Below are 16,549 nucleotides of genomic sequence, written 5' to 3'. Positions count from 1 at the left end.
GGTCAGTCCTGGTGTTCGAGCACGGTGGCGATCAGCAACTTGACGATGGTGAACAGCATCAGGCAGCCAACAAAAAATGACAGGAAGTCATAGAGGCGCTTGGGGTAGGCGGCCAAGCCGGGCAAGGTGGGCGGCTCCATGACGACCAGGGTCTTGAGCTTGCGCATGGTGTCCATCCGCGCCGACTCGTAGCTGATCTGGGCGGTCTTGAGCGCCTCCTCCGCGAAGGCGGCCTTGCTCACCAGGGCCTGGTACTCGATCTGCAGCGCCGCCAGCTGCGCGCCGCCGGTGCTGGCGGTGGCACGCAGGGACTCCGCGGCGATCTGGGCCTTGGTGGCGGCGATCTGGCTGCGCAGGTTGCGCACCTGGTAAGAGTCCTCGCTGAGGTAGGCCAGGGCGGCGTTCAACGCGGTTTCGTGTCCGGACAGCGTGGCCTGCAGGCTGGCGGTCAGGGAGCTGTTGGCGCTGGCCTGCAGCACGGGGTCCAGCAGGCGATGCTTGACCTGGAATTCCAGCACTTCCTTCTTGGCGGCCTGCAGCCGCTTCTTGCTGGACTCGACTTCCGATTCCGCAAAGCGCCGGCGTTCGTCGGCGATGCGGTGCATGTAGTCGTTGAGGAAGCGCTCGCTTTCTTCCAGGATCGCCTGGTTGAGCTTGCGCGACATCTCACGGTCGAAGGCCTGGGCCTCGACGACCAGCACGCCGGTCAGGTCGTCAAAGTGCACGTCCACACGGCTGACGAAATACGCCAGGAACTTCTCGGCCGGCGCGTCCTTGGGCAAGCGGTAGACGAAGTCCACGGCAGGCGACTCGTAGTGCTGGCGCAGTTGCAGCCGCTCCTCCAGCCGTTGCAGCATCTGCGACGAGTGGATGTAGGCGTTGAGCGAGAGCATGTCGCCGAAGGCAGCGCTGGCCGAGCCGCCAATCAGGCTGCCCAGGCCGCTGCTGGTCGAGCTGCTGGAAGACATGCCGGAGATGTCGCGCACGCTGATGGCCGCACGGCTGGCGTAGCGGTCCTGCGCCACCAGGCTGTAGTACAGCCCGGCCAGCAGCGAAGGCAGGATCACGAATACCAGCAAGGGCCAGTGGCGCCGGAGTTGGGCGAGCTTCTTCATTTGCTGCGTGCCTGCTTGATCTTCTTCTGCATGGTCATGTAGATGTCGAGTCCTTCCGCGACGTTCTCGTAGAGCGTGGCCTGTCCGTCATGCAAGATCACCACGTTGTGGCACATCTCCTGGATGTCCTTGATGTTGTGGGAGACCATGATCACGTTGCTCCGTGCGATCTTGCTTTCAAAGGTGGCCTTGGCACGGGCGCGGAAGGTGGCGTCGCCCGCAGCCATGGCCTCGTCGATCAGGTAGTAGTCGAAGTCGAAGGCCATGCTCAGGCCGAAGGCCACCCGACCCCGCATGCCTGAGGAGCAGGCCTTGAGCGGCATGTCGAAGAAGTTGCCGATCTCCGCGAAGCGTTCAACGTATTCCACCCGCTCTTCCACCTCGCGGCGGGTGAGCCCGAACAGCCGGCAGACGAAGCGGGCGTTGTCCCGCGGGGTCAGGGAACCTTGCAACCCGGCGCCGGAGCCGACAGGCCAGGAAATGGTCTTGTCGCAGCGGAAGTGGCCCCGGGAAGGGGCAGACAACCCCGCCATGATCCGCATCAGCGTGCTCTTGCCGGCGCCGTTGAGGCCCATCAGCCCGACGTTGATGCCGTCCGGAAAGCGGAAATTCAGATCCCGGAAGACGTAGTACCTGCCGAAGCGCGTCGGGTAGTACTTGGTGAGGTTGACGAATTCGATCATGGCGTCAGCTGCGGCCGGCCAGTTCCTGGCGGTTGACCCAGTAAGTGCAGACAGCCAGGAAGGTCAGCACGACCGTGAACTTCACCGGGTAGGCAAACTCAATGCCTCGCATGATGGGATAACCCGACAGGAAGAACAGCCGCGAGAGCTCGGTGAGGTGCAGCAGCGGGTTCCACATCAGCACCTGCACCACGGTCGGCGGCAGGTTGTCCACCCGGAACAGGGCGCCCGACAGCAGGTACAGCGGCATCTGGGTCAGGCTGATCAGCACCGACAGCCGCGGCACGAAATGGACGACCACGCAGCTGATCAGGCCGATGGAGAAGCCCAGAATGGTGAACAGCAGAATCACCGTCAGGTAGCCCAGCGTGTCCCGCGGCCACACCGGGCCGTAGTCCAGGCGGCTGGCCACCATGAAGGCGATGCCGTAGACCAGGAATTTGATGATCAGCTCGACGATGGTCCGCGCCCAGGCGGTGTCCAGCGGCTTGACCTGCTTGTAGATGAACAGTGCCGAGTTGGAGGTGATCGCCCGGCTGATCTGGGTCCACAGGTTGCGGAACATCAGAAAGGGCAGCAGCGACACCATGGTGTAGATCACCATGTCGTAGCCGGCCCGCTCGGTGCGGTCGCGGATGTCGGTGCGCAACCACAGCATCACCGTCATGGCGGCCAGCGGCTCGCCCACCAGCCAGACCACGCCCATCCAGCGCCCCCCCAGGCGGGTTTTGAGCTCTCTCATGACGAGCGCGAAGACGACGGCGCGCTGGATCTGCCATGCGGAACGCTGTTGCACGATGGGGGTGAACCTGGACGAAAGGATGAAGGGACGGGGCGGGAACGCGGCCCAGACTGTAGTGCAAGAGTCTGACGGTCTGGATTCACCGCAAGGACGGAAGAGCCTGCCAATCAGGGGTTGACCTGATGGGCAAGCTTGTGGCGTGCAGGGGCTTATGGAGTGTCCTGGGGCTGCGGTCTGCGTACCCCGGCGGGCGGCGCGACCTGCTTGAGCTCCCAGGTCAGGCGCTGCAGCAGATGCTCAGGATGCTCAGACAAGGCCAGTGGCACGACCACATGCTGCGGATGGTGTTTCCGGACCCGCTCGGCCTGGGCGCCCAGGTCGAACACCATCACCCTCCGGTTGCACGACAGGGCGCCGGAGAGCACGTAGCAGTAGGTTTCCGGCCAGATGGAGGGCACCAGGATCAGGTGCGGGTCCAACTCGGTGATGCGCTGGGGCAGTTCATGGTCGAAGTAGCGACCGTGCAGGGTCACGCCCAGCCCGGCCAGCACGGCATCGTCGGAGGAAAAGCCCAGCAGTCCCAGGCTGATGGGGGCTGCCTGCTGCCGGATTTCCCGGGCCAGGCCGGCCACCACCTCAAAGCCCTTGATGCGGTTGATCGCCCCGATCACCAGCAGGCGCAGCGGCATGCCCTCCTGAGGCGGGGGCATCTGCAGCACGTGAGCCGGCGTGATCTGGTCGTGCGGTTCCACCTCGACGGCCAGCGCCGGCAGCAGGGTGCGCAGGCGCCGCGCCACATCGCCCGAGGGCACCACCACGCGCTGGGCCGCAGCCAGCAACTGTGCCGAGGCCTCCCGCCAGGACTCGATGCTGCCCACGGTTTCGCCCAGACGGTCGGCGGCCAGGCACTGGTTACAACCCGAGGCTGTCGGTTCGCCGCAGTAGCGGCCGCTGGCGTCCACCAGGTTCACCCTCGGGCAGACCGTGTAGTAATCATGGATGGCCAGCCGCAAGGCGATGCCCAGGTCTGCACAGACCTCGGCCAGCTGCGGGCCCGCCGAGGGTGGAAAGTCGATCAGGTGGTGGATGTGCAGTTCGGAAATCGCCAGGGTCTGCAGCACTTCCTTGAGCAACTGGCCCGGAAAGAGCGGGATGGCCGCCAGGTTGGGCAAGCCGAACAATCCGGCGTGGGTGATGGCCACGCAGCCCGTCTGGGAGGACGGCCGCATCTCAAACACGCCGCAGCCTTCTTGGTCCAGGCTCTCGGCCTGCTCCACCAGGTGCCGCTCGGTGCCGCCGCCGCGGTTGTGGCAGACCAGCAGCACATTGCGTTCGGTGCATTTGCGCTGCAGACGCGCCAGGTCCAGGCGGGCGCGGTGGAGCTTGACCGGGTCCTCGACGATGAAGCGCTGCACATCACCCAGGTACTGCGGGTGCAGGCGCGAGAGGGTCTTGAGCGCCTTTTCCGTGCGCTGCTGGGCTTCGGCCTTGAAGCTGACCGAGCCGACGTGGCGCACGTACACATCGCAGGCCAGGCCATTGCGCCAGCCCTTGCGCAGCATGCGCTGGCACAGGTCGTTCTCCTCGCCGTAGCCGCGGCCAAAGCGCCGCTCGTCCAGTGTGCCGGTCTCCAGCAGCGCCTGCCGGCGGATGTACATGCAGAAGCCCACGCCGGTGGGCGCCTCCACATGGCTGCGGGCATTGGCCACCGCCGCCAGGCGGTCAAGCTCGGCGTGGTCCAGCTCCAGCGGCAGGCGGTTGTCGCCCAGCCATTCCGGGTAGGAGCAGATGGTGGCGTTGTTGGACAACGGCGTGATCGTGCCCAGGCGGGGGAACTGCTCGGCGTGCCAGAGCAGGCGGTCGAGCCAGTCGTTGTAGACCTCGGTGTCGCTGTTGAGGATCACCACCTCGTCCTGCCCGCTCAGGGCCAGACCCCGGTTCACGGTCCGCACGAAACCCTGGTTAGCCTTGTTCTGCTCCAGCGTGAACAGGCCCCGGGCCGCCAGGCTGCGCAGCATGGCATTGAGCTCGGGCACCGGGCCAGCATCGTTGATCACCAGCCGGCGAAACGGCGTGCGCACCGGAGCGGTCAGCACCGACCACAGGCAGCGCAGGGTTTCCTTGTGGCCGGCGTACACCGGCACCAGCACCGTCACGGCGGGCGGCTTGTCCCAGCGGCGCGGCTCGAGCCGGCTCCAGGTGGCGGGGTCCTGCACGTCCTGCTTCAGGCTCCGGCCAGTGGCATCTAGCTGGGGGCGGGTTTCCTGCGCTTGCTGGGCCAGGCCCGCCTGGTGCTGCAGCCAGTCCGCGGCCAGCAGTCCCAGCGCTGGCCCCCGAAGCACACGCAGTTCCGGGCGTTGCTGGATCAGGCGACGGATATCCAGGCCTGGCAGCGGGCTGCGGCCGTCGCGCCAGCCCCACTTCTGGAAGTGTTCCAGCGGGTCGGTGCCGGACTGGGCCACGTCCGGGTTGGTGCGCAGGTAGTACTCGGCATCGAACCAGGGCGTGGGCAGGCGGCCCTGGAAACGCGAGATGAGTCCGTAGTGCAGCAGGCGGTTCAGGCCGTGGCGCGGGCCGCCATGCTGGTCGTAGTGGTGCACGTCGAACAGGGGACTGGGCGACAGGCCCAGGGCATCGCCAATCTCGACATAGTGGCGCAGGGCTGAACGTTGGCCCACTGAGCCGGGGTCCAGCTGGCCGAGGTAATGGTCGCGGTCGAACAGGCCCACCGAGCGGGTCAGCTCGACCTCGAAGCGCAACAGCCATTCGGGCTTTCCGGTCCAGCGGGTGAGGCCGTGGATCAGACGCAGCGACATCAGCATGACCTGCGCATCGAGATACCGACGGGGCACGGCGATCACGTCCACGCCCCCTGAACCATGCTCATTACAACGCCTTGCAACACTGCACCCTTGTCCGAACCCACGTCATCCAACCAGACCGTCCTGTCGGCCGGCGCAGTGGATGCCGGCGCCGGGGCGGCCACCATGGCGCGCCGCCGGACGTGGGGCACTGTAGCTGACCTTGCCCGGCGCAGGGCATCCCAAGCTGCGGGGGACGCCATGGTTCGCCGGGACGACAGGGGAACCTCTCTCATGCGGACCACGCGCCGTGTCCGGAGGGGGGCAGTTCGGTCAGGCCTTCCCGGCGCCAGCGGCTGAGCAGGGCGGCCTCAGCCCCCCAGTCGTGGCGACCGCCTTGCCGGCGCCCCGCGCGGGCCAGGTGCCAGCGGCCGGCGGAGGCCGGCCCGCGGCCGATGCCGGTCACCTGCAGGCCTGTCCAGCCGCCGTTGAGCTCCCGCAGCCAGGCCAGGGTCAGCACCCCCGCGCTGGGCGGGGCGTTCAGTGTCTTGACCAGCGTGCGCCATACCGCCAGCGGCACCGCCAGGTGGCCGGCCGATGCCGCACTCCACCAGCCTGGCCCACTCACCACGGTCCAGTGCGCGGCCGGCGGTTCGAACCCTGGACCCCGGGGGGCGATGGCCACCGCGGGGGCGCAGACCCAGAGGTCGACCCGCTGGCCCAGGTCGGCCACGGCGTCCCGGGGCCAGTGGTTGAAGCGCACCACCAGGGCGTGGGCATCGATCTGGGCGCCGCGACCCTGACCCAGCAGCCCCGCACCATTGCCCACCACACACACACCGGTCTGACTGCAGGCGGCGCGCACGGCCCGCTGCAGGGCGTCGCGTTCCCGGGCTTGGCGGGCTTGCAGGGCGCCGTCGGCATCGAGGGCAGCATGCCGCTGCCGCACCGGACCCCGCTGCCCGTCGGGCAGGCAGTACCGTGCACGCCGTGGCCAGGGCAAGCCCAGGTCGCGGCGGAACAGCAGCCATTCCTGGCAGGCCGCCGGGGTGTTGCGCCAGCGGGCCATCCACCACCACAGCGCCAGGGTGGCGCGGTCGTAGTGTCCCTGGCGGCGGCGCCAGGCGGCCCACAGCCGCACCGGCCACAGCCAGAGAACGTGCCAGCGGCTGGCCAGCACAAAGGGCCGCGGTACCGCGCTCATGCGTCCAGCCCCGCCCAGCGCAGCCAGGGGTCGACCAGGGCCTGGACCTGAGCCCGGGCCTGCACGCTGGCCCGCAGGCGCTCGCCGGCGTCCAGTGACCAGCCCGGCTCGCTCACCGCCCGCTCCAGCAGCGCCTGCCAGGCCTCCGGGTCCGCTGGCGCGGTGGGGGCCTCGGGGTCCAGGCGTAGGGCGTCGGGCAGGGGAGAGCCGAGCACTGGGCGGCCCCAGCAACCGCCCTCAATCCACTTGAGGGCGGACTTGCAGCGGTTGAAACGGGTGTTCTCCAGCGGGGCCAGCAGCAGGTCGGCCTGCTGCACCCAGGGCTGGTAGCGCGAAAAGGGTACGCGCGGATGCAGCTGGACCCGTGGATGGCCGGACAGGGCCGTGCTGTCCACCTGGCCGACGATGTCCAGGCGCAGCTGGGGGTGTCGGTCCAGCAGCGCGCGCAGCGGGCCTTCGACCAGCGCCAGGTCACGGTCGTGGCTGCGGGTGCCCGCCAGGTAACGCAGCAGGCGCGGGGGCGCGTGGCGGTCTGGGGCCTGGGTCGCGGGGGGGGCCGCGGCGCACCGCCAGCCGGCATAGGCGGCGTTGGGCAGCAGGTGCAGCCAGGCGGGCGCTGGGGTGGCCGCAGGCAGCGAGGCCTGCCCGTGTAGCCGGGTGGCCTCTTCCAGCAGGGGCTCGGTGGACACGCTGAGCCCCGCCACCCGTGTCAGCGCTTGCGCATGGGCCTGGTACTGGCGGCGCATGTCCGCAGTCGTGGCCAGGCCGTTGCGCACGGCGGGGCTGTCTTCCGCCGCGTCGGGCAGAAAGATCAGGTCATCCACATCGGCCAGCAGGCGGCCGGCGCTGCGTTGCAGCCGCCGCCAGTGCCAGGCCAGGGAAAGGGTCCAGCGCGGACGGTGTAGCACCACCACGTCGGCCCGCCGGTGCGCCGGCCAGCGGCTGTAGTGGCCGTGCAGCACCCGCACGCCCCGGGCCCGCAGGGCCAGGCCCAGGTTGCCGCAGCGGTAGAGGTAGGAGGCGTCCTGCCAGTACCGGTCCGCGTTGCGGTTGCACGCGAGGAAGGCGACGGTGAAGAGTGGGGTCGGGCCGGTGGCGGACATGGACACCGGTCAGTTTACGGTGCGGGTCGGCGGCGCCTCAGGCGCCCGGCAGGCTGCGGCGGTACTGGATGGCTTCGGCCAGATGGGGCACGTCGATGTCGGGGCTGGCGGCCAGGTCGGCGCAGGTGCGGGCCACGCGCAGCACCCGGTGCAGCGCCCGTCCGGACCAGCCCAGGCGCGTGGCGGTGGTGTTCAGGAAGGCCTGGGCGCGGGGCGCCAGGCGGCAGTGTTCGTCCAGACCCGGCGGGGGCAGGGCGTGGTTGATCAGCCCCTGCCGGGCCAGTTGCCGTGCCCGCGCCTGCACCACCCGCTCCCGCACCTGCTGGCTGGATTCGCCGGCCGCGCCGGCCAACAGCTCGGCCGGCGGCATGGCCGGCACCTGCAGGGTGAGGTCGATGCGGTCGAGCAGGGGGCCGGACAGCCGGGCCTGGTAGCGCGCCACCTGGTCGGGCGTGCAGCGGCAGCTGCGCCCGCTGCCAGCGGCGGCGCCCAGCCAGCCGCAGGGGCAGGGGTTCATGGCCGCCACCAGCTGGAAGCGGGCTGGAAAGCGCGCTTGGCGCGCGGCACGCGAGATGGTGATCTCGCCTGTCTCCAGCGGCTCGCGCAGTGCCTCCAGCGCGCTGCGTGGGAATTCCGGCAGCTCGTCCAGAAAGAGCACGCCGCCATGGGCCAGGGAGATCTCGCCAGGTCGAGGGGTGCCGCCACCGCCAACCAGCGCCACGGCGCTGGCGCTGTGGTGGGGGCTGCGCATCGGCCGCTGGCCGAAATGCCAGGTGCCAGGGGGCTCCCGAAGCAGGCCCATGAGGGCGGCGGAGGACAGGGCCTCGTCCAGGCTCATGGGGGGGAGCAGGCCGGCCAGGCGTTGGGCCAGCATGGACTTGCCGCTGCCCGGGACGCCCGACAGCAGCAGGCTGTGGCCGCCGGCGGCCGCCACTTCCAGCGCCCGCCGGGCCCCGGCCTGGCCTTTCACATCGGCCAGGTCCGGGCCATCGGCCTGAGGGGGCTCGGGCAAGGGCTCCGGAACGCGCAGCGCTGCCTCGGGGGCAGGACCCTGCAGGGCGAGCACCAGTTCGCCCAGGTGGCCCACCCCCCGCACCCGCACGCCGGGCACCTTGGCGGCCTCGCGGGCGCTGGCGTGGGGCAGCACCAGGCAACGTGTGCCGCCCGCGCGACGTGCCGCCAGGGCCAGGGCCAGGGCGCCGCGTACTGGACGCAGTTCTCCGGCTAGCGAGAGTTCACCGGCGAACTCGAACTGGTCCACCGCCGCTTCGGGCAGCAGCCCCTGCGCGGTCAGGATGCCCACAGCGATGGGCAGGTCAAAGCGCCCGGACTCCTTGGGCAGGTCGGCCGGGGCCAGGTTGACGGTCACCCGTTGGTTGTGGGGGAAACCCAATCCGCTCTCCTGCAGCGCGGCACGCACCCGCTCGCGTGCTTCCTTGACCTCGGTGTCGGCCAGGCCCACCAGGGTGAGGCTGGGCAGGCCGTTGGAGAGGTGGACTTCGACTTCGACGGCCGGCGCGAGCAGGCCTTCGAGGGAGCGGCTGTGGACACGGGCCAGGGCCATGGGGGGGTTCCGCCGGCCGCGCCGCCCGCAAATGGGCCGTCCCGGTGCGGCCGGAACGTGAAGAAGTGGACGTCATGAATTCTGGTGGGGCATCCGGGCGTCTCCATCCCGCCTGCGGGGGATGCGGCTGCACCAGGGTGGTTCGTGCTCGCAATCGTGCACCACGATCGTGCATTGCCTGGGCATGGGGCGGCGATGCGGGCGGCGGAGCGGCCGCCACCGGGGCGCGCAGGGCGGAAAACCGGTCTGCCGGGGCACACGCCGTCTGGCACGGAAGCTGCAAACCCAGGACTCAGGCAGTGTCCGCCGCCGCTTTTATTTCACCCCACCCACGGGAAGTCCGGCCGAGCCGGGTGGACCGACAGACTGGAGAACCTGACCATGAAGATGGTGACCGCCATCGTCAAGCCCTTCAAGCTTGATGAAGTGCGTGAAGCCCTGAGCGCCATCGGCGTTCAAGGCATCACGGTGACCGAAGTGAAGGGCTTTGGCCGCCAGAAGGGCCACACCGAGCTGTACCGCGGTGCCGAGTACGTCGTGGACTTTCTGCCCAAGGTGAAGATCGAGGCGGCGGTGGACGACGCCCTGGTGGACCGGGTCATCGAGGCCATCGAATCCTCCGCGCGCACCGGCAAGATCGGCGACGGCAAGATCTTCGTGTCGCCACTGGAGCAAGTGGTCCGCATCCGCACCGGCGAGACCGGCAAGGACGCCCTCTGACGTACCCCACCCACAAGTTCTGCCCATCATGAAAAAGTTCATTGCTTCCCTGGCCCTGGGCTTCGCCGCCCTGGGGCTCTCGGGGTTGTCCTTCGCGCAGGACGCCGCTTCTGCCCCCGTGGCGGTGACGGCGTCTGCCCCTGCTGAGGCCGCCGCGCCTGCCGCCGCGGCCGCACCGGCTGCCGAGCCCGCTTCTGCGGCCGAGGCCGCCGCCGCCCCGGCCCCCACCCCCAACAAGGGCGACACCTCCTGGATGATGGTGTCCACCCTGCTGGTGATCCTGATGACCGTGCCGGGCCTGGCCCTGTTCTACGGCGGTCTGGTGCGCAGCAAGAACATGCTGTCCGTGCTGATGCAGGTGATGGTGACCTTCTCGCTGATCGTCGTGCTGTGGGCCGTGTACGGCTACAGCCTGGCCTTCACCGAGGGCAACGCCTTCATCGGTGGCTTTGACCGGCTGTTCCTCAAGGGCACCTGGGACAACGTCGCCGGCACCTTCGCCAACGCCGCCACCTTCAGCAAGGGTGTGGTGATCCCGGAGATCGTGTTCGTCGCCTTCCAGGCCACCTTCGCCGGTATCACGGGTGCCCTGATCGTTGGCGCCTTTGCTGAGCGGGCCAAGTTCTCCGCCGTGCTGCTGTTCATGGTGCTGTGGTTCACCTTCAGCTACGCCCCGATCGCCCACATGGTCTGGTTCTGGATGGGCCCTGACGCCTACACCGGCGCTGAGGTCGTGGACGCCATGAACGGCAAGGCCGGCTTCATTTGGCAAATGGGTGCGCTGGACTTCGCCGGCGGTACCGTGGTGCACATCAACGCCGCTGTGGCGGGCTTGGTGGGCGCCTACATGATCGGCAAGCGCGTGGGCTACGGCAAGGAAGCCATGGCGCCGCACAGCCTGACCCTGACCATGGTCGGTGCCTCGCTGCTGTGGGTGGGTTGGTTCGGCTTCAACGCCGGCTCCGCCCTGGAAGCCAACGGCTTTGCCGCCCTGGCCTTCGTCAACACCCTGGTGGCTACCGCCGCTGCCGTGCTGTCCTGGTCCGCTGGTGAGGCGCTGCACAAGGGCAAGGCCTCCATGCTGGGTGCCGCTTCCGGCGCCGTGGCGGGTCTGGTCGCCATCACCCCCGCCGCCGGCAACGTCGGCGTGGGCGGCGCGCTGATCATCGGCCTGCTGGCGGGCTTTGCCGGTCTGTGGGGCGTGAACGGCCTGAAGCGTCTGCTGGGCGCTGACGACTCCCTGGACGTCTTCGGCGTGCACGGTGTCTGCGGCATCCTGGGTGCGGTCCTGACCGGTGTCTTCAACTCGCCCAACCTGGGCGGCCCCAGCGCCGTCGGCGACTGGGTCACCGTGGGCATGATCGCCCCGGACGCCTACAGCATCGCCACCCAGGTGTGGACCCAGCTCAAGGCTGTGCTGATCACTGTGGTGTGGTCCGGCCTGGTCTCGGTGGTCGCCTTCAAGATCGTGGACCTGGTCATCGGCCTGCGCGTGCCGGAAGACGAGGAGCGCGAAGGTCTGGACATCACCTCGCACGGCGAAACCGCCTACAACAAGTGATGTGAGCCATGACGCTGGCGGCCCCCGCGCCGCCAGCCCGACAAGTTTCGGAGCGAGTTTGGGGGCCGCCGTGAGGTGGTCCCCTTTTTTCATGGTCGCGGGCGCAGGGCGGGCGGCCCTTGCAGTCCTGCCGGACGGCCCCACATGCCAGAATTCCCTGGACCCCGGGCCGTTGCGGACAGGGGCCTTCGTGCTGGAGTGCGCCCATGGTTCCCCACCTTGTCACCGCCCTGACGGGCCCCATCAACGAGCTTGAGCAGCGGGTGCTGGAGTCCATGCCGGCCATCGAGCGGTGGTTCCGCCTGGAGTGGATGGAGCACACGCCGCCGTTCTACACCTCGGTGGACATCCGCAACGCCGGCTACAAGCTCGCGCCGGTGGACACCAACCTCTACCCCGGGGGCTTCAACAACCTCACCCCGCAGATGCTGCCGCTGGCGGTGCAGGCCGCCATGGCGGCCATCGAAAAGATTTGCCCCGAGGCCAAGAACCTGCTGCTCATCCCCGAGAAGCACACCCGCAACGGCTTCTATCTGCAGAACGTGCAGCGGCTGATGCAGATCTTCACCCTGGCGGGGCTGAACGTGCGGCTGGGCTCGCTCGACGAGGGACTGACCGCCCCGACGGACCTGCCGCTGCCCGACGGCGGCCACCTCACCCTGGAGCCGCTGCTGCGCACGCCCCGTCGCCTGGGCCTCAAGAACTTCGACCCCTGCACCATCCTGCTCAACAACGACCTCTCCGCGGGCGTGCCCGAGGTGCTCAAGGGCCTGCACGAGCAGTACCTGCTGCCGCCGCTGCACGCCGGCTGGGCGGTACGGCGCAAGACCCGGCACTTCGAGGCCTATGAAGAGGTGGCCAAGAAATTCGCCAAGCTGCTGGGCATGGACCCGTGGCTGATCAATCCGCTCTTCACCCAATGCGGCGAGGTGGACTGGAACGACGGCAGCGGCATGGACTGTGTGCAGACCCAGGTCGACGCCCTGTTGTCCAAGATCCGCCGCAAGCACAAGGAATACGGCATCAACGAGAAGCCCTTTGTCGTCGTCAAGGCCGACAACGGCACCTATGGCATGGGCATCATGACCGTGCGCGACGCCAAGGAGCTTGACGAGGTCAACCGCCGCACCAAGAACAAGATGGCCACCGTCAAGGACGGTCAGCCCGTGACCCAGGTCATCATCCAGGAGGGCGTGCCCACCTACGAGCGCATGAACGACGCGGTGGCCGAGCCGGTGGTCTACATGATCGACCGCTATGTGGTGGGCGGCTTCTACCGCGTGCATGCTGCCCGCGGAGTGGATGAGAACCTCAACGCCCCGGGCTCCAGCTTCGTGCCGCTGGCCTTTGCCGACAGCCCGCAACTGCCCCGGCCTGGCGAGCGTCCGGGCGCCAGCGCCCCCAACCGCTTCTACATGTACGGCGTGATCGGCCGCCTGGCCATGCTGGCCGCGGCCTACGAGCTGGAGGCCACCGACCCCGACGCCGAAACCTTCGACTGAGCGGGCCGCGCCGGGTGGCGATGCCGCCACGGCCGATCCGCGGCTGCTGGCGGCCGGGCGTGGGCGGGGCGACAATCGCGCTCCTTTCCTTGTCGCGGACCCCTACCCTTGAGCGCCCCATCTGCTGACGCCGGCACCCGCAGTGCCCTGCCGGCCCTGACCCTGGCCGCCCTGGGCGTGGTGTATGGCGACATCGGCACCAGCCCGCTGTATGCGCTCAAGGAGGTGTTCCATGCGGGTCATGTGCCGGCCACGCCCGAGAACATCCTGGGGGTGCTGAGCCTGATCTTCTGGACGATGACGCTCATCGTCTCGGTCAAGTACGTCCTGCTCATCCTGCGCGCAGACAACAACGGCGAGGGGGGCCTGATCGCCATGCTGGCGCTGGCCACCACCGCGGTGAAGGACCGGCCGGCCTTGCGCAACGTCCTGATGGTGGTGGGCCTGTTCGGCACCGCCATTTTTTATGGCGACGGGGTCATCACCCCGGCGGTTTCGGTGCTGTCGGCGGTGGAGGGGCTGGAGGTGGCCGAACCCGGACTGCATGCCTTTGTCATCCCCATCACCCTGGTGGTGCTCACCGGCCTGTTCGCCGTGCAGCGCTTCGGCACCGGCGGCATCGGCAAGTGGTTCGGCCCGATCACCCTGATCTGGTTCTTCACCCTCATCGCCCTGGGCCTGCCGCATGTGATGCGCAACCCGGCGGTGCTGGTGGCCATCAACCCCTGGTATGCCATGCAGTTCGTGCAGCAGCAGCCGCTGGTGGCCTTCATCGCCCTGGGGGCGGTGGTGCTGTGCGTGACCGGCGGCGAAGCGCTCTATGCCGACATGGGCCACTTCGGCAAGCGGCCCATCCGCATCGCCTGGTACGGCCTGGTCATGCCCGCGCTGGTGGTCAACTACTTCGGGCAGGGGGCGCTGCTGCTGGGCGACGTCAGCGCGGTGGAAAACCCCTTTTTCATGATGGCGCCGGAGTGGGCGCAGCTGCCGCTGGTCGGGCTGGCCACCGCGGCCACGGTCATCGCCTCACAGGCGCTCATCTCGGCGGCTTTTTCGGTCACCAAGCAGGCCATCCAGCTGGGCATCCTGCCCCGCATGACGATCAAGCACACCTCCGAGCGTGACACCGGCCAGATCTACGTGCCCTTCGTCAACTGGGGCCTGTATGTCTTCATTGTGCTGGCCGTGGCGCTGTTCAAGAGCTCCTCCAGCCTGGCCTCGGCCTACGGCATTGCGGTGACGCTGGACATGACCATCACCACGGTGATGACCTTCTTCGTGATCCGCTACGGCTGGAAGTACCCGCTGGCGCTGTGCGTGGCGGCCACCGGCTTCTTCTTCGTGGTCGACATCCTGTTCTTCCTCTCCAACCTGCTCAAGCTGGTGGCCGGTGGCTGGTTCCCGTTGGTGATCGGTGCCGGCATGTTCCTGCTGATGCTGACCTGGCAGCAGGGTCGGGCCCTGATGCACGCCAAGCTGCGTGACGAGGCCATCGATCTGGAGGGCTTTCTGGAGGCCGTCTTCATCAGCCCACCCGTGCGCGTGCCCGGCACCGCCGTCTTCCTGGTGGCCGACCAGGGCCTCACGCCCAATGCGCTGATGCACAACCTCAAGCACAACAAGGTGCTGCACGAGCACAACCTGTTTGTCACCGTGCGCCACCATGAGGTGCCCCGGGTGCCCGCCGCCCAGCGCCTGGCCGTTGCCGCGCTGGGGCACGACTGCTGGCAGGTGAGCCTGCACTTCGGCTTCAAGGACGAGCCCGACGTGCCCGAGGCCCTGCGCATGCTCCAGGAGCACGGGGTGCCGCTGGATGACATGGACACCAGCTACTTCCTGTCCCGGGAGACCATCACCCCCACACTGGGGCAGGGCATGGCGCTGTGGCGGGAAAAGCTCTTTGCCAGCATGCACCGCAACGCCACGGACATGGCCGACTTCCTGAACCTGCCCTCCAACCGCATCGTGGAGCTGGGCGCCAAGGTCGAGATCTGAGCGCGCCCCCCGGGCCCTGCGGCCCGGGGGGGTTTCAGGCCGCCGGTGAGGCGCTGCCGCCTTCTTGCAGCCGGGCCCGCACCATGTCGATGTGCTGGCGCAGGGCGTAGAGCTCCTCGGCGTAGGACAGCGGCACCTTCACCTGGCCCACCCGCTGTTCCAGCTCAGCCAGTTCCGCCAGCAGGGCGGCGTGGTCGGCCGCGACACCTTGGCCGGCGGTCTCGATCTCGCGCAGCCGGGCATACCAGCGGAACACCCGCGAGCGCATGCGGAACACGTAGAGCGGCGGCAGCAGGCGGGAGAGCGGGATCAGCACCACCATGATGGACAGCAGCGCCACCCACATGCGGTCGATCAGGTTGGCCATCCAGAAGGGCATGTAGCGCTGCAGCAGGGGCTTGCCGCTCTTGTAGTAGCGCGTGGCCTCGTCGGCCAGCGGAAAGTCGGCGCCTTCGGCATGCGGAAACTCGCCCGCTCGGGCGAACCAGCCAGGGGTGCCGTGCACCCGGCCGGCCGCCTGCATCAGCAGCTGCACCAGGGCCGGGTGCAGGCTTTCGCGCGCCACCAGCGAGGCGGTGGGCGCCACCAGCTGGATGTCCCGCGAGGGCAGGTCGCGGCCCAGATCGACCACGCCGCGCGGCAGCGTCACCGCACTCAGGAAGGGCAGCTTGCGGGCATAGGCCTGCGATTGCTCGAAGCTCATGAGCTTGATGCCCGGGGTCTGCAGCAGCATCTGGATCAGCGAGGCCTCCGGCGCGGAGATGAACACCATGGCGTCGAGCCGGCCCTCCAGCAGCTCCACCACGGCGGGCGTGTTGGCCTGGTGGCTCAGCGTCAGGTCGCGGTGGTCCAGGCCCGCGGCCTCCAGCAGCCGGCGTGAGAGCAGCTGCACGCCGCTGCCGTCGGCGCCGGCGTTGACCTTCCAGCCGCGCAGCGCATGCAGGCCGGGCAGCTCGCCGCAGACCTCGGCCACCACCTTGCCGGGCTCGCTGGCGGCGCTCTTGGCCAGTTTCAGGCGGGCTGGGCGGGCGCCCCAGCGCAGGGCGCGCAGGCGCTCGGCCTCCGTGTCGCGGTTGTCGCAGCCGCCCAGCAGGCGCACCGCACTGTCCTCCCGGTAGAAGACCCAGACCGGCTCATGGAACAGGCCGCCCAGGGCCACCAGCTCCGGCAGCTCCTCCTCGTCGCTGACCGGCGCCTGCCAGGTGCCCCCCTGCACGAAGGCCACATCCACCGGGCCGTCCTCCTCGGTCAGCAGGCGCAGGTTCTCGGCCGAGCCGGCGGTGTTGCGCAGCTCCACGGTGATGCCGTAGGGCCGCAGCGCGTCCCGGTAGCGCAGGCCCAGCACGTGATAGGCGCTCTGTTCACCGGCGGTGGCCATCACCAGGCGGCGCGGCGGCGTGGGGTCGAGCAGGCGGTAGGCCACATACACCGCCACCAGGGCGGCCACCACCAGGATGAGCATGGCCGGCGCCCATTCGCGGGCGGCACCAAGCCAGAGGCGCAATCGATTCATGGGCAGGAACTCGGTTGGGGGCGCCCCGGGGCGCGGACTGATCCAG

12 protein-coding genes are annotated in these 16,549 nt (G+C 68.9%); 4 read left to right on the top strand and 8 right to left on the bottom strand.

What is annotated here, in order from left to right; all coding sequences use genetic code 11:
- Positions 1 to 2: 2 nt before the first annotated feature.
- From G3A44_RS06795 to G3A44_RS06765, 7 genes are all read right to left on the bottom strand, one after another.
- On the bottom strand, positions 3 to 1,115 hold the full coding sequence (locus G3A44_RS06795) for a KpsE/RkpR family capsule polysaccharide export protein (protein ID WP_163456764.1): 1,113 nt from the start codon (positions 1,113 to 1,115) through the stop codon (positions 3 to 5).
- Positions 1,112 to 1,798 (bottom strand): ABC transporter ATP-binding protein, encoded by a 687-nt coding sequence (locus G3A44_RS06790; RefSeq protein WP_163456763.1) that lies wholly within the window; start codon positions 1,796 to 1,798, stop codon positions 1,112 to 1,114. Before G3A44_RS06790 ends, G3A44_RS06795 begins: the two co-directional genes overlap by 4 nt.
- Before the next feature lie 4 nt (positions 1,799 to 1,802).
- Complete coding sequence (locus G3A44_RS06785; RefSeq protein ID WP_163456762.1) at positions 1,803 to 2,594, bottom strand: ABC transporter permease; 792 nt, start codon at positions 2,592 to 2,594, stop codon at positions 1,803 to 1,805.
- Between the two features lie 155 nt (positions 2,595 to 2,749).
- Complete coding sequence (locus G3A44_RS06780) at positions 2,750 to 5,407, bottom strand: glycosyltransferase (RefSeq protein ID WP_163456761.1); 2,658 nt, start codon at positions 5,405 to 5,407, stop codon at positions 2,750 to 2,752.
- 226 nt (positions 5,408 to 5,633) lie between these two features.
- Positions 5,634 to 6,545: a glycosyltransferase family 29 protein gene (locus tag G3A44_RS06775; RefSeq protein WP_163456760.1), complete on the bottom strand. Its 912-nt coding sequence runs from the start codon at positions 6,543 to 6,545 to the stop codon at positions 5,634 to 5,636.
- Positions 6,542 to 7,648: a glycosyltransferase family protein gene (locus tag G3A44_RS06770; RefSeq protein WP_163456759.1), complete on the bottom strand. Its 1,107-nt coding sequence runs from the start codon at positions 7,646 to 7,648 to the stop codon at positions 6,542 to 6,544. Before G3A44_RS06770 ends, G3A44_RS06775 begins: the two co-directional genes overlap by 4 nt.
- Before the next feature lie 37 nt (positions 7,649 to 7,685).
- Positions 7,686 to 9,212, bottom strand: a complete 1,527-nt coding sequence (locus tag G3A44_RS06765; RefSeq protein WP_163456758.1) for a YifB family Mg chelatase-like AAA ATPase — start codon at positions 9,210 to 9,212, stop codon at positions 7,686 to 7,688.
- A gap of 381 nt (positions 9,213 to 9,593) precedes the next feature.
- On the opposite strand from G3A44_RS06765, the gene G3A44_RS06760 reads away from it, so the two are divergent.
- From G3A44_RS06760 to G3A44_RS06745, 4 genes are all read left to right on the top strand, one after another.
- Positions 9,594 to 9,932 carry a P-II family nitrogen regulator gene (locus G3A44_RS06760; RefSeq protein ID WP_163456757.1) on the top strand — a complete coding sequence of 113 codons (339 nt, stop codon included), beginning with the start codon at positions 9,594 to 9,596 and terminating at the stop codon, positions 9,930 to 9,932.
- A gap of 28 nt (positions 9,933 to 9,960) precedes the next feature.
- The gene (amt, locus tag G3A44_RS06755) at positions 9,961 to 11,493 is read left to right on the top strand and encodes an ammonium transporter (protein ID WP_163456756.1); all 1,533 of its coding nucleotides are present in this window, start codon (positions 9,961 to 9,963) and stop codon (positions 11,491 to 11,493) included.
- Positions 11,494 to 11,699: 206 nt separating this feature from the next.
- Positions 11,700 to 12,995, top strand: a complete 1,296-nt coding sequence (gene gshA / locus G3A44_RS06750) for a glutamate--cysteine ligase (RefSeq protein WP_163456755.1) — start codon at positions 11,700 to 11,702, stop codon at positions 12,993 to 12,995.
- 108 nt (positions 12,996 to 13,103) lie between these two features.
- Positions 13,104 to 14,990: a potassium transporter Kup gene (locus G3A44_RS06745; RefSeq protein ID WP_163456754.1), complete on the top strand. Its 1,887-nt coding sequence runs from the start codon at positions 13,104 to 13,106 to the stop codon at positions 14,988 to 14,990.
- A gap of 34 nt (positions 14,991 to 15,024) precedes the next feature.
- Here G3A44_RS06745 and G3A44_RS06740 read toward each other — a convergent pair whose 3' ends face one another.
- A complete protein-coding gene (locus tag G3A44_RS06740) occupies positions 15,025 to 16,503 on the bottom strand; it encodes a TAXI family TRAP transporter solute-binding subunit (protein WP_163456753.1) in 1,479 nt (492 codons plus the stop codon).
- Positions 16,504 to 16,549 lie beyond the last annotated feature (46 nt).

The sequence above is a fragment of the Ideonella livida genome (assembly GCF_010499455.1).
Lineage (GTDB): Bacteria > Pseudomonadota > Gammaproteobacteria > Burkholderiales > Burkholderiaceae_C > Ideonella > Ideonella livida.
The sequence above is the reverse complement of the archived record's forward strand: the minus strand, read 5'-3'. Positions and strand labels throughout refer to the sequence as shown.

What these genes read in the sequence shown, in the direction of transcription:
- G3A44_RS06795 (WP_163456764.1), bottom strand. Translation starts at nt 1,115, where the DNA reads ATGAAGAAGCTCGCCCAACTCCGGCGCCACTGGCCCTTGCTGGTATTC.
- amt (WP_163456756.1), top strand. Translation starts at nt 9,961, where the DNA reads ATGAAAAAGTTCATTGCTTCCCTGGCCCTGGGCTTCGCCGCCCTGGGG.
- G3A44_RS06775 (WP_163456760.1), bottom strand. Translation starts at nt 6,545, where the DNA reads ATGAGCGCGGTACCGCGGCCCTTTGTGCTGGCCAGCCGCTGGCACGTT.
- G3A44_RS06770 (WP_163456759.1), bottom strand. Translation starts at nt 7,648, where the DNA reads ATGTCCGCCACCGGCCCGACCCCACTCTTCACCGTCGCCTTCCTCGCG.
- G3A44_RS06740 (WP_163456753.1), bottom strand. Translation starts at nt 16,503, where the DNA reads ATGAATCGATTGCGCCTCTGGCTTGGTGCCGCCCGCGAATGGGCGCCG.
- G3A44_RS06760 (WP_163456757.1), top strand. Translation starts at nt 9,594, where the DNA reads ATGAAGATGGTGACCGCCATCGTCAAGCCCTTCAAGCTTGATGAAGTG.
- G3A44_RS06790 (WP_163456763.1), bottom strand. Translation starts at nt 1,798, where the DNA reads ATGATCGAATTCGTCAACCTCACCAAGTACTACCCGACGCGCTTCGGC.
- gshA (WP_163456755.1), top strand. Translation starts at nt 11,700, where the DNA reads ATGGTTCCCCACCTTGTCACCGCCCTGACGGGCCCCATCAACGAGCTT.
- G3A44_RS06765 (WP_163456758.1), bottom strand. Translation starts at nt 9,212, where the DNA reads ATGGCCCTGGCCCGTGTCCACAGCCGCTCCCTCGAAGGCCTGCTCGCG.